Origin of the sequence: Microbulbifer sp. VAAF005, assembly GCF_030012985.1 — a bacterium.
Taxonomy (GTDB): Bacteria; Pseudomonadota; Gammaproteobacteria; order Pseudomonadales; family Cellvibrionaceae; genus Microbulbifer.
On sequence record NZ_CP120233.1, the window covers coordinates 467,472 to 479,932 of the forward strand.

Annotated in this window: 13 protein-coding genes and 1 pseudogene; 10 read left to right on the forward strand and 4 right to left on the reverse strand. The window is 47.6% G+C overall.

Going from position 1 to position 12,461, the window contains the following annotated elements:
- Positions 1–41 precede the first annotated feature (41 nt).
- Genes P0078_RS02060 through P0078_RS02075 form a run of 4 tightly spaced genes read left to right on the forward strand, consistent with a single transcriptional unit; the run spans position 42 to position 2,246 of the window.
- Positions 42–449, forward strand: coding sequence for a hypothetical protein (locus P0078_RS02060; RefSeq protein WP_282932815.1), 408 nt, complete (start codon positions 42–44; stop codon positions 447–449).
- On the forward strand, positions 446–1,045 hold the full coding sequence (locus P0078_RS02065; RefSeq protein ID WP_282932816.1) for an HD domain-containing protein: 600 nt from the start codon (positions 446–448) through the stop codon (positions 1,043–1,045). Before P0078_RS02060 ends, P0078_RS02065 begins: the two co-directional genes overlap by 4 nt.
- A gap of 8 nt (positions 1,046–1,053) precedes the next feature.
- Positions 1,054–1,842, forward strand: a complete 789-nt coding sequence (locus P0078_RS02070; RefSeq protein ID WP_282932817.1) for a YwqG family protein — start codon at positions 1,054–1,056, stop codon at positions 1,840–1,842.
- A 32-nt stretch (positions 1,843–1,874) separates the two neighbouring features.
- Positions 1,875–2,246: a VanZ family protein gene (locus tag P0078_RS02075; RefSeq protein WP_282932818.1), complete on the forward strand. Its 372-nt coding sequence runs from the start codon at positions 1,875–1,877 to the stop codon at positions 2,244–2,246.
- A 7-nt stretch (positions 2,247–2,253) separates the two neighbouring features.
- Here P0078_RS02075 and P0078_RS02080 read toward each other — a convergent pair whose 3' ends face one another.
- The 3 genes and pseudogenes from P0078_RS02080 to P0078_RS24425 all read right to left on the reverse strand — a co-directional run.
- On the reverse strand, positions 2,254–4,686 hold the full coding sequence (locus P0078_RS02080; RefSeq protein ID WP_282932819.1) for an ATP-dependent DNA helicase: 2,433 nt from the start codon (positions 4,684–4,686) through the stop codon (positions 2,254–2,256).
- 2 nt (positions 4,687–4,688) lie between these two features.
- Positions 4,689–4,877 carry a VRR-NUC domain-containing protein gene (locus P0078_RS02085; protein ID WP_282932820.1) on the reverse strand — a complete coding sequence of 63 codons (189 nt, stop codon included), beginning with the start codon at positions 4,875–4,877 and terminating at the stop codon, positions 4,689–4,691.
- Between the two features lie 1,247 nt (positions 4,878–6,124).
- Positions 6,125–6,349, reverse strand: a pseudogene (locus P0078_RS24425) (VRR-NUC domain-containing protein); the annotation flags it as partial.
- Positions 6,350–6,617: 268 nt separating this feature from the next.
- Here P0078_RS24425 and P0078_RS02090 point away from each other — a divergent pair.
- Positions 6,618–7,763 (forward strand): hypothetical protein, encoded by a 1,146-nt coding sequence (locus P0078_RS02090; protein ID WP_282932821.1) that lies wholly within the window; start codon positions 6,618–6,620, stop codon positions 7,761–7,763.
- Between the two features lie 37 nt (positions 7,764–7,800).
- Here the strand turns inward: P0078_RS02090 and P0078_RS02095 are convergent, their stop codons facing one another.
- On the reverse strand, positions 7,801–8,160 hold the full coding sequence (locus P0078_RS02095; RefSeq protein WP_282932822.1) for a hypothetical protein: 360 nt from the start codon (positions 8,158–8,160) through the stop codon (positions 7,801–7,803).
- A 493-nt stretch (positions 8,161–8,653) separates the two neighbouring features.
- Between P0078_RS02095 and P0078_RS02100 the strand changes: the two genes are divergently transcribed.
- The 5 genes from P0078_RS02100 (at position 8,654) to P0078_RS02120 (ending at position 12,446) form a co-directional block, all read left to right on the forward strand.
- Positions 8,654–9,085 (forward strand): hypothetical protein, encoded by a 432-nt coding sequence (locus P0078_RS02100; protein ID WP_282932823.1) that lies wholly within the window; start codon positions 8,654–8,656, stop codon positions 9,083–9,085.
- A gap of 161 nt (positions 9,086–9,246) precedes the next feature.
- Positions 9,247–10,368, forward strand: a complete 1,122-nt coding sequence (locus tag P0078_RS02105) for a 4Fe-4S dicluster domain-containing protein (RefSeq protein WP_282932824.1) — start codon at positions 9,247–9,249, stop codon at positions 10,366–10,368.
- Entirely contained in the window at positions 10,365–10,853 is a 489-nt protein-coding gene (locus P0078_RS02110; RefSeq protein WP_282932825.1) for a cyclic nucleotide-binding domain-containing protein, read from the forward strand. The genes P0078_RS02105 and P0078_RS02110 overlap by 4 nt, the downstream gene beginning before the upstream one ends.
- Positions 10,843–11,652 carry an FAD/NAD(P)-binding protein gene (locus tag P0078_RS02115; RefSeq protein WP_282932826.1) on the forward strand — a complete coding sequence of 270 codons (810 nt, stop codon included), beginning with the start codon at positions 10,843–10,845 and terminating at the stop codon, positions 11,650–11,652. Before P0078_RS02110 ends, P0078_RS02115 begins: the two co-directional genes overlap by 11 nt.
- Positions 11,628–12,446 carry an NADH-quinone oxidoreductase subunit B family protein gene (locus tag P0078_RS02120; protein WP_282932827.1) on the forward strand — a complete coding sequence of 273 codons (819 nt, stop codon included), beginning with the start codon at positions 11,628–11,630 and terminating at the stop codon, positions 12,444–12,446. The genes P0078_RS02115 and P0078_RS02120 overlap by 25 nt, the downstream gene beginning before the upstream one ends.
- Positions 12,447–12,461 lie beyond the last annotated feature (15 nt).

The window sequence follows — 12,461 nt, forward strand, 5'->3', positions numbered from 1 at the left end:
TGTACCCTGGTACAAAAAAGTAAATAAGTATCTGAGGATTCATGAAGCAGCGGGTATTTGGCAATTCATCGGGCGACAACGCGAATATTACTTTAGCCTCTGGGAATAATTGCCGGTTGATCAGGGTTCGTAGAGACTTAATACCGAATTACCACCTCTTGGTTTTTCCAAAATCCCAGGGAGAGCCAAGTAAGGAGGAGGTTAGTGAGATGGTTTCACTTGGCATTGAGCATGCAAGAAGCATTGCCGAATCAATAGTCGGTGACCCAGAAGCCTATACTCTCCTTTACAGTGATTATAGTGCTCGACGGGAAAAAGGCTGGCATATTCATATCGTTTTATTGGGGAATCGATGGAGAAAAGCATGGCTTTATTTGGTATTGGCAGGGAAAAACATTTTACAAGCTACGGGTTTACGGAAAGATGACGCTCCGAGGATTAGCCAATGAACCAAAATAGATGGCTCAACCTAATGGGGGCACTCAATCTTCCTGAATCCCTTCAGTGCTTCGAAAAGTTAGTTTCTTCGTATGCAGAGAATCACAGGCATTATCATACAGGGCATCACATTGATGCGATGCTGAAGCACTTTGATAAAGTTGCAGAGCTTGCCGAGCACCCCCATGAGGTCGAGTTGGCTATCTGGTTTCACGATGCGATTTACAAGCCATTTTCTTCTAAGAATGAAGAAAACAGTGCTCTATGGGCAAAAAAGTTCTTGATCGATTCCGGGTATTGTCCCGCAGGGGTGGATAGGGTGTACCAATTGATTATGGCAACCTGCCACAATTACACGCCAGTTAGTATTGATGAAAAGCTAATAATCGACATTGACCTAACGATCCTGGGAGCCAGCACAAGCGTTTTCGAAGCTTATGAGAAACAAGTCCGTAAAGAGTATCGGCTGGTACCGATTATGATTTACAAAAAGAAACGCAGGGAACTATTAAAGGAATTTTTGTCTCAAGAGAGGCTTTATCACACTGATTACTTCTATGACAGATATGAAAAGCGTGCCAGGGCGAATATTGAAGGATGTATATAGCGTTGTTATTGAAAGAACTTAAAGCGGTCGGTCTTGAAGCTTTTTTGAATGAAATAGAGTCGCTGTGTGTTGAATGTACTACCGCTGAATTGTCTTCTGATATTATTGAGCAGGGCTCATCTAAGATTGGGGGGCACCCTGATGTCCCTGCTGACTTTGAGTGGCCATTCTATCGAGGTTTACCTTTGGAGTTTCTCCTTCAGCTCAATTGCGCAGAAGTCAATTCACCTATCCTGCCATCGGCAGGCTACTTGCTCTTTTTTTACTGTGATGGAGTTTGGGCGGATGTGCGAGGTAAGAAAGATTTTATACGGATAATCTATATCCCAGCTGATGTAGCAGTCTCGAATCACCAAGCCCCCGGTATCCATAAAAAGCGCTTTTGGGGACTGTTAAAGCCAAAGAGACTACCTTCGATTTATCCTGAAAGTAAAATATCGTTCAAGCGCTCTTTTTCCCTTCCAGATTTAGGCGAGTATCCTTATGAAGAGTTAAAGATATTTGATGAAGATGATTATTTGCTTGATGCATATTGCACCCTGAAGGAAAACCTTACAGGATCAAAATTACTCCAAATTTCTGGTTACCCCAATCCAGTACAGTACGATGGTATTACTGAAGATGCGGCAAGGGTTATGGGTAAAGGCAAAGCTGAAGAATGGCAGTTGCTATTGGAACTCAATAGTCTTGGTGGCTTTATGTGGGGAGATGCAGGAAGATTGTATTTCTCTATACACAATGAAGACCTTGCGCAGTTGAAGTTCTCAGATGTTTGGATGCAGATGCAGTGCCACTAGGCTAACAATGTAACCCTAATTAGTAGGAACTAATGATAATTCAACTTCCCTTAAGGCTCGTCTACAACTACTGGATTCTGCTAACAGTGGTGTTTTTGTGCATTATTACGAGCCTATCCCTGTTTCCACTTCCCGAAGTACCCAATATACCCGGCACCGACAAAACCAATCACTTAATTGCCTATAGTGCGCTGATGTTCCCCGTCGCCCTGCGCAGGCCTAGTTACTGGTGGCTAATAGGATTATTTTTTGTACTGTGGAGCGGTGGCATAGAGTTGCTTCAACCTTACGTGAATCGAACAGGTGAGTGGTTGGATTTCGCGGCCAATACGGCGGGGATATTGAGCGGCACGCTTATCGCTTGGGTGTTGGGAAAGTTCAGGTTAAGGGAGAGAAATTCCTAAACCTGATTTAGCTTAAACTCCAGAACTGCTCCAAGTTGCCCGTTAATTGATCGGTGTTGCGACAAACCGCCGGTTGCCAGTGCTCTGGAAAAAGCTGCCAATAAAAAGGTTCCGAAAAGCGGCTATCTACCAGAATGATCACACCTTTATCAGATTCGGAACGTATAACCCGACCGGCGGTTTGCAGTACGCGAGTCATCCCTGGATAGCGGTAGGCGATGTCAAATCCATGGATGCCCGTGGTTTCCGCAGCATCGCGCTGTAGCTCCCGCTCAATATTAACTTGCGGGAGCCCAGTACCGACGATAATAGTGCCAACCAGCTTCTCCCCAACATAGTCAATGCCTTCACCAAAGATACCCCCCATAATGGCAAACCCAAGGCTCTTGTTACCTTCGTTGAATCCAGACAAAAACTCAGCGCGCTCTGTCTCTCCCTGTCCCGGCAGCTGTTGTAACAAGCACACTTCCGGGAATCTCGCCTTAAAACTCTCAGCAACTTGCTCCAGGTAACGATAAGAGGGAAAAAATACCAGGTAATTTCCTGCTCGGCTGTAAAAGGTACGGAAAATAGTGTCAACGAGGTTCTCTATTGAGCGGTCGCGGGCTTGGTAGCGCGTATCTATATATGGACACAGGAAAACGCCCTGTTGCTGCGGCTGAAAAGGCGAGGGCAGTCTTAGGTAGGGCGACTCATGCTCTACACCCAGTTGACTAAATATATAGCCGGCTGGGCGCAAAGTCGCAGAGAAGAGTAAAGCGGCTTGGTTTTGCTGGTAGGATCGCTGTAAAAACTGTGCAGCATTTAAACAAAGCAGCTTAATTTCCTGCTCCTGCCAGGGAGCATCCCGGTCAATCACCCGAGTGACAACTTTATGCTGATCGCAAAGCTCCTGCTCAATAACGGCGTAACGATAGACAGACCTTAACCACTCCGCTATTTCCTCCGGGGGCGACTGAGAGCTTTCCATAAGTTGGCTGACCGTGGAGAGCACTTTTTGCACGGCTCGGGAAACTGATTCTGGATGCTCTGCTTCACCTATTGCTGCAGTGACCCAAACTTCACCCCCTTCAAAAGTACTGCGGCTTTGAGCTACACCAACTTCTCGCAATCGCTTGACCCAATTTTCAATTGCCCGAACCAGAGACTGGATACTTCTCTGCAATGTCGGAGAGTGCCCTTTGCAAGCATTAGCTGCGCGGCGACTATCACGGCGGGATAACTTTGCACTGTACATTTCCTGGGCGCGGCCGATCAAATTGTGAGCTTCATCGACTAACAGTGCGCGGCGATTGCGCTGGTCCTGAAAACTGGTCAGGCGTACCAAAGGGTCAAATACATAATTGAAATCACATACCACCAAGTCTACCCAAGGCAATATTTGAAGGGAGAGTTCAAAGGGGCAGATTTGCTGCTGATCCGCCACATCAGCAATTTCTTTGGGAGTTAACTGGGGCCGGCCGAGCAGGGCATCCATTGCAACTGGAAGTCGATCATAAAACCCTCTTGTTCTCGGACAGATGCCGTCATCATCACGAGTACAAAGCCCCAGGTTACAGGCACAGGTTTTTTCCCTTGCTTGAATTTCAAGTAAAGATAACTGCAAACCACTCGCCTGAAGTGCCTCAATGGTTTCCCGCACCATTTGCCGACCGGAATTCTTTGCGGTCAGGTAAACCAGCTGATCCAGTTTTTCCTCGCCAATTGCCTTTATGGCTGGGAATAGGGTGCTGATTGTCTTACCGGTTCCCGTTGAAGCTTCGGCCACCAGCTCGCCACCGTCCCGGAAACACCGGTAGGCTTCCACTGCCAGTTGGCGCTGGCCGGGGCGGTATTGTGGAAAAGGGAAAGCGAGCCGTTTCGCAGTATCAATAAGCTGTTGCCGATGTTCCTGCCAAGCCCTGTGCCAACACAAATATTTTGTGAGAGCCTCAAGAGTGAAGGCCTCTAACTCACTAAAGCGGTACTCTATGCACTCTGGATAGGCCTTGCGCTCCTTGAGGTTATACCAGACAACTTGCAAGGCAACTGTATCTGTACCACCTGTAGCGTCTTCATTTACCAAGTAGCAATAGCCGTAAATTTTTAGCTGGGCCCAATGCAATTCCTTGGTGGCTTCGGGCAACTTCGATGGGGGTAAATAAGTGGTCTTAATTTCATCCAGCTGAGCCGGTTTATGCAAATCACTTTTCGGGTGAAATATGTCAACCCGGCCGCTCAAAGTAACCTGCTGTTCCATCCAATCTATTTGGGTCTTGAGCTTGTATTCTGCCTCAGCGCCTTTGGGCCGCTGATTTTGTAGCTTCTGATGAGCCCGAATCCCTTCCTGGGCAGAGGGCCCTGAAGTTGGCTCCCGAATCAAATCTCCGCTGCGGCAGGAAAAAGCGACCAGCTCTCCTACAGAAAGATTCAAAGTCTCAGCCGGCTCTAAGCGATCCAAAGCTAGTGCCACTCCACATGAATTACCCGATGAGGGATCGCCTCTTCAGCAAAAAACGCCAGCCAGCGTTCTTGGTTTTTTTGTAAGCGATCCCCAGGACCTTTAACCTCCACGAGTTCATAGTGACCGGAGGGAGTAAAGCAAATGAGGTCTGGCAGCCCATTTCTATTCTGTGTGATATCACTGAGCATGCGAGTAAAAATTGAACGCCAATGACTTGGGGGATTCTATCCAGCGCCTTCTCAAGTAGTTCTGTAGACAAAGCTTCCCAAGCAACCAAAGGGTTGGCAATACCTTGTTTCTCTGCAAAGTTAGCGAGGACACGGGACTTCAAGGACTCATGCTCTATTTCAGCCAATCGCTGGGTGAATAGCGCTTGGCGGGAATAGTAAAAATCCGCAGTGCGAAAATCAGCTGGGGCTACCTGGAAGGGATTGAAAAAAGCACCAGGCACGGGTGCAAATAGTATGTCCCAAATATAGAGGCCCAACACACCGGTGAATAGGGTGTTCTCTACATAAAAACACTCACCACCGCTAGAACCTTCAAGGTGCTCTGCCACCAGTAGCTCAACACAGCTTTCCCCCTGCGCCAAACTTATCACTTCAGTGGGGGCTTGGATTTTATGAGGTGCCCGCCAGTTGTTGAGGCCTCCACTTCGTTTGGCTGTGCGGTAACCAAAGCTAAGAGCAAACTCTCTTTCTGCTTGGTCCATAGGGGAGGCTATTATTTCCTCGCATATTTCCAATGCTAGAGTGTCGTACCCTTGCTTTACGGCAATTCGTGCGCGGCGCTCACGGGAGGGAGGGGTTTTACAAAGTTGATATAGTGCATCGGCCTGCTCAAGAGCATTGAGCCGCTCAAGCTGCCGTGCCAACTTAAGACGTATTCTGTCCAGCCGACGAGCCAGGGTTGAGTCACCATCGATACCTTCTGGCAGTTGAGCAGATAAGGCCAATATGGCTTCTGCATCTTCCAGTAATGGCTCTTCTAACAGCTCCAGGCATTGGTAGTAAAGCAGATACTGATCAATTTGCGAGCGGCTTTGAAAGGGGAGATTTTGCTTATCCAGTGGATAGGATTCATAGCGATAAAGCCCAAGATCCCGCAATACATAGTCGGTAAGATCCTGATTCAAGTTGCCAAAGTAACACAGTTTGAAAGTCTGGAAATGCTCAGCACCCTGGACGGCTAGTACCCTGTGCTGAGAAAGCAACTTCACAAACCAGTCACTCGAACTGGATTCTTCAAGCAATAGTTGCTCGAGGGAAGGCCGGCTGAGAGACTTGGATATACCCGAGGGTCCTGCCGCAAGCAATTCAGCTTTGGTAAATAGTGGTAGATATTCTTGTGCCGTTAGCACCGGATTAAAACAAAGTAGTCCAACGCGATGCAAAACAGCTGCAGCACTTTCAATGCTCTCTATCTCACCATAGCTAAGCTTCTCCAGGCGGAAAAGCGATCCTCTAGAGGAGGGTACTCCTTTACGGGACAGCAAACGCACATAGAGCCGCTGGCTATAAATATCCAACTCTTGGAAGGTTTTAAAAAAATTTTGCTCAGATGTGGTGATAAGCCGGGAATAGTGTTGGCTAACAAATTCAATCAACGCTTTGAAGTTGTCCAGGTAGTAGCCAGTTGGCAATTCTATCGGTTGGGTCATGGCACAAGCGCTAGTTTTTCGATCTATCTATCGTCGATACCGCACACCAGTTCCTTATGACATGATATGCAAATAATGAGGCAGAGGTTACTTTGGGGCTGTATGGTTATACAGCAAGTCGGCCCGGTGAACAAACAGCAACCTGAGCTTTCTTCTTAGTTATTCATTCATTTTTTCCTATGGCGGCTCCCTAAATACTCATCCAGGCTTGCAGTCGAGGCTTATAAGCGGTCGCCCGATAAGATTTAACCAATAAGGGATTACCTCTATGAAAGTGACCACTTTTGTGACTGCAGTCGCGCTATTTGCCGCCAGCATATCCCCTCTAGCTGATAATAATGTCACCCTGGTATTCCAAGAAGGTACTGGAAATAATGCAAATTCTGATCAGTCAGATGGCACTGTGGATAACAACTTGATTGTTCAGACCCAACTCGGAGATTTCAATGACTCGGATGCATCCCAAACTACGGGGACTTCCGAAAGTACTATCGAATTGGTACAGACGGGAAATTTGAATCAAGCCTCAGCGGTACAGCAAGACGGAACCCAGTTAACTTCAGCTCTCCTGAACCAAAATGGCAACGAAAATACAGCAACCTTGCTACAGGATGATGCTCAATTCAGCTCCTTCACCGGCACTCAGACTGGAGACTTAAACGACATCCAAATCCGACAACAGGTGGATGTTACTTCCAGTACACTCATTGCGTCCCAGCAGGGCATGTCGAACACAGTAGTTCTAGATCAGCGCCTCGGAGTAGACAGCAGCACGGCAACCTACAGCCAGGCCGGTGATTCTAACTTTGCCAACCTAGACCAGGATAGAGATGTAACCTTTACTTTTGCTATGGCCAGCCAAACGGGTTCTTCCAATTTCATAGATATCGAGCAGGATGAGGTAGCCACCAGCAGTACAGCAATAGTTACACAAATCGGCAATTCGAATACTGGACGAGTAGAACAGGAAACCGATATGTCTGCTGCAACAGGCGTCATTACTCAAATTGGAAATAGCAACTTTACGTTGATGGATCAGGAAAATATCACTTCTAGCGTGGGCGAGGTTACCCAGTCGGGAACATCTAATAACGTAAATCTTGATCAAGGCAACGAAAATATCGTTGCGATAGAGGTTGTTTCCTGTATTACCCAAGTCAACCAAGACGGCTCTGCGAACACGGCAGAAATAGATCAAGGGCAAGACGGGGCTTTGTTCTCAAGCTCATTAGTATTGAGTCAGTTTGGTGATTCTAACTCTTCCCAAATCAATCAACATAGCGGTACTAGTAGCAGTATCCTGGTGACGCAAAATGGTGTCTCCAATATTCAAACAACCTTTCAGATTGGCAGCGGTGAAGTCGCGCTAACTACGCAAACTGGCACAGGTAATGTCGGCAATACCTTCCAATAACATACTAAAAAGGCGGTAAGTAAGTGGACTACTGATATTAGCTAAAATATCTCATTACTTTTTGATATTTGTAAACGATATACCAAGTAAAAAATATGACTGAAAGCCAAATCATAATAATGATTTGGTTTCTCAGTACCGACATATTGAAATCCCCTATAATAGAAAAAAATTCAAATACGTCGGTGGAAATTAAAATGGGTAAATAGAAACGCCATACATTTGAGGGAGCAATTCTTTTCGAAAAGGCCAGGCCAAACAGGGCAACAAAAAATACAACATATACCAATAGACTAAAAATCATCCACCAAATGGGGAGTTCCCACTCTTCAGCAGTGAAACCAAGATATTGGGAGTAGATTTCCAGAGGTGCAAGAATAAAAAAAGTATCTTCCAACCCACACTAGGCTTGTAGTGCGGAATAGAGTCTGTAAGAGGGCTATCTGGTGCTTGATACATATTCTGCATCTCGAACTTCCTTATTATTCACCACTAATCCGGGTAGGTATCAATTACCAATCCGAAAGTTACTTCTCGCCATTCCCTGAGCTAAATTGAAGTGCTCATTATTTACCAGCTAGGTTCTGTGACTATCAAAATTTGAACAGCGAGGATATTGTCTGCAGCTTTAAAGTCAATACTTGGCACAAGTGTTTGTCGATAATGTGAGGCATCTCATCGCATAAATGTGACAATACAACCTGCTTCCTTACAGTGTTAACAAGGTAAAACTGAGATGTCAATCTATATAAGTTGCAGGGAAAACGGCAAAGAAAATTAGGTACCCCAATAGCAACCAAAAAGAATTGCTTAGCTGAGTACTAACTCATAGGATTGAGATGATCAGAAGCTTCTACGCTCTCTACGGCGACTCAAGATAAAGGCTAAGTGTGCAGAACCCCTACCAAGCTCCAGAAAGTGATCTCGATAGCACTCGTATCACCTATAGTCCCAGTGTAGGCTGGAAAATTGCTTTTTTTATCCTGCTTCCATTGGAGCTATATTCCCAATATACAGTCTTTACTGATGGCTCCACAGGCATTCCCTTTTGGTGGCTGGTAGTCAGCCTGACTGTATCCTCCCTTTTCTACGTAGTGTTGTTTGGGCTGGCGTTTGGCAAGAGAATAGGCTTCGAGCAACTCTGGATCTTCTTTATTCCAGTAATTGTGCTTATCGATATCTTCGAGTTTTCTTTACTCGCTATCAATCTAAACAAGCTTGGGGCAGATGTAGTACTTGTGATGGCGACCAGTGCGCCAGTTATTCTGCTTAGATGGTACGTAGTGTATAAATATCAGAAGGTTATGAAGTACTTTGGTTAGAGGGCAACACTTTCCCTTGATAAAGCCCAAAATAGTAGATATGTCTCTAAACTTTCTTCTTAACAATTTGGCACTTTTGTCTTAGTGCAATGCGCCGGTACAGACCTAAAAATCAGTAGATCACCAACTACTGCTCTTTCGGAGCCAACTCGTGGCTATTCGTGGAAATTCTTAAACTGGCAGCAAATGACCTGGATCGTTTGATTCAGGCAATTCTCAGTGAAGGTTACCAGCTCTTTGGCCCGATACTACATAACGGAGCTATTACCTATGGTGAGATTGAAACCCCCACAGACCTGCCCCAAGGATGGACGGATCAGCAAGAGGCGGGGCAATACCGGGTAGAGCGCCGCAATGACAACGCTTATTTTGGCTACGCCGTTGGACCCCACTCCTGGAAGCAGTTTCTTCAGCTGCCCCAACGCCAGCTCTGGAGCGCTAGCCGCTCTGGAGAGGATGTTCAGATTCTGGAAATTGAAGAGCCTTCGGTCAAGTTAGCGTTTCTCGGTGTTCGCAGTTGCGAGCTACACGCCATTGCTATCCAGGATCGTGTCCTCGCACAGGGGGATTACGTCAACAGCAGCTATAAGGCACGTCGAGCGCAGCTGTTCACTATCGCTGTGGAGTGCACAACAGCAGCAAATACCTGCTTCTGTACCTCAATGAACACGGGCCCGCAGATGCAACTGCCCAGTGATCTGGTAATCACCGAAGTTCTGACCTCCGATGCCCACTTCTTCCTCATACGCAGCGGAAGCCCTCAAGGCGACAGAGTGTTAAAGCAATTACCCACTGTTGACGCATCAGAAGCGGAGAAACGAGAGGGGCAAGCTGCCGTTCAGCAAGCCGAAAATCAAGTGAGTAACGGTCGCCGTAGCTTCGACAGCTCTGACCTGAAGACGCTGCTTTATCGCAATTATGACAACCCAAACTGGGATAAAGTCGCGGAGCGCTGCCTCTCCTGCGCCAATTGCACAATGGCTTGCCCCACGTGCTTCTGCTCAACCGTTGAGGACACAACAGATTTAACCGGAAATGAAGCACAGCGCTGGGAGCGTTGGGATTCCTGCTTTACAGCTGAGTTGAGCTATTTGTCTGGCGGCCCAGTTAGGGCGGATACTCGCAGCCGCTATCGGCAGTGGATGACTCACAAACTGGCCACTTGGTATGACCAATTTGATAGCTCTGGCTGTGTCGGTTGTGGACGTTGTATTACCTGGTGCCCGGTAGGCATCGATATCACGGAAGAGATACAGAATATTCGCGTCCAGGAACAAAAATGAAAGTTGTCACCACCTTACTCAAGGAGCACCCTTTCTTTACCGGGCTGGCAGACAAGGACCTGGCATTCCTCTCCGGGTGTACAAGCAATAGTCACTATAAAGAAGGCGAATACCTTGCCAGGGAAAACACTCCAGCTAACCATTTCTTCTTAATTCGATCTGGGCGTGTCGCCGTAGAAACCTTTGTCCCCAACTATGGGCCCCTTTGCCTGATGACACTGCACGGTGGTGATATATTCGGCTGGTCCTGGCTTTATCCTCCCTACTTGAGTGCCTTCGATGCCCGAGCCCTGACCTCAGTTCGCAGCCTTAAACTCGGCGGGCAGTGCCTCCGAGATAAGTGCGAAAAAGAACCGAGACTCGGTTTCGAATTGATGAAACGGTTTACCAAAGTTGCTACAGAACGACTGCAAGCAGCACGAATACAGTTGTTGGACCTTTACGGGCCACATCCGTCACAGGGAATCCCTCGCTGTGATCCCTGAATTATGGCGTGTTACCCATCGGCGCGAAGAGTTTCCTGGCACTGTCACTCTATCCCTGACGCGAGTTGCTGGGACCCCATCACCCATTCAGCCCGGGCAATTCAATATGCTTTATGCCTTTGGTGCCGGGGAGGCTGCTATCTCCTTAAGTGGCCCCAGTACGCCATCCGCTGACCCACTTACCCATACGATTAAAGGCCAGGGACTTGCAACCCAAGCGCTTTGCAAACTGGAAGTTGGTGCGCAACTGGGTATCCGGGGACCATTCGGGCAGGGGTGGCCAACTCACTTGGCGGAAAATCGCCCCGTAGTGATCATCGCCGGCGGACTCGGGCTAGCGCCTTTGCGGCCCCTGATCTACAGCTTTCTTAAGGGGCACTTGCCGGCCAGGAGTCTACAAGTTTTCTATGGGGCTCGTCGCCCCGAAGAAATGCTTTACCAGCCAGAGCTTGGTCACTGGCGCAGCTCATTTGAACTGGTGACATCTGTGGACCACGCCAGCACAGACTGGAATGGGCATATTGGTGTGATTACCGACCCTCTGCGAGTCACTCATTTGGAGTGCAATGATGCTTTAGTGTTTGTGTGTGGACCCGAGATCATGATGCGCTTTTGCATACAGGTTCTTCTCCATAAAGGTGTGGCTGAATCCAATATCTATCTATCCATGGAGCGCAACATGAAGTGTGCCATTGGAATCTGTGGCCACTGCCAGTGGGGACCTAATTTTGTTTGTAAAGATGGCCCTGTCTTTTGCTACCGGGATATTCGCTCATGGTTTCAAATCAACAGCCTATAGCGAGTAGTAATCCTCCCCCCAAGCTTGCCGTCTGGAAGTTCACCTCCTGTGATGGCTGCCAACTGAGCCTACTGGATTGTGAGGATGAGCTTCTTTCTTTGGCAGCCCAGGTAGATATCGCCTATTTCCTGGAGGCTTCCAGTGAGGTGAAAGAGGGCCCTTTTGATATCTCTCTCGTCGAAGGCTCCATTACCACGCCAGCAGATGAAGAGAGAATCCTAGAGGTCAGACGTCAGTCCCGCTTTCTAATCAGTATTGGCGCCTGTGCAACAGCTGGAGGGATTCAGGCACTTCGCAACTTTGCCGATGTGCAGGAGTTCACCGATGTGGTCTATGCCCACCCGGAATATATCGCCACTCTCAAGGAATCCACACCAATATCAGGGAGGGTAGCAGTGGACTTTGAGTTGCAGGGGTGTCCTATCAACAAGCATCAATTGCTTGAAGTAATCAGTGCATTCCTGCACCGGCGAGCCCCCCAGGTTGCCAATCACTCGGTGTGTATTGACTGTAAATTGCGCGGCAATGTTTGCATCTGGGTTGCCCATGGCACCCCCTGTATGGGGCCTGTTACACACGCGGGATGTGGCGCTATTTGCCCCAGTTACAACCGCGGTTGCTACGCTTGCTACGGTCCCAAGGAAAATCCCAACACCGAATCACTTTGCCATTGGTGGGATGAAAAACTAAATGTAGAAAATACTTTAATTGTTGAAAACCTTAGGAATTTCAATCCACTAGCACCTTCTTTTAAAGTGCAAAGTGAAGATAGGCAAGAAGATGGGGAGCGTTAATCCCCCCAAACATTG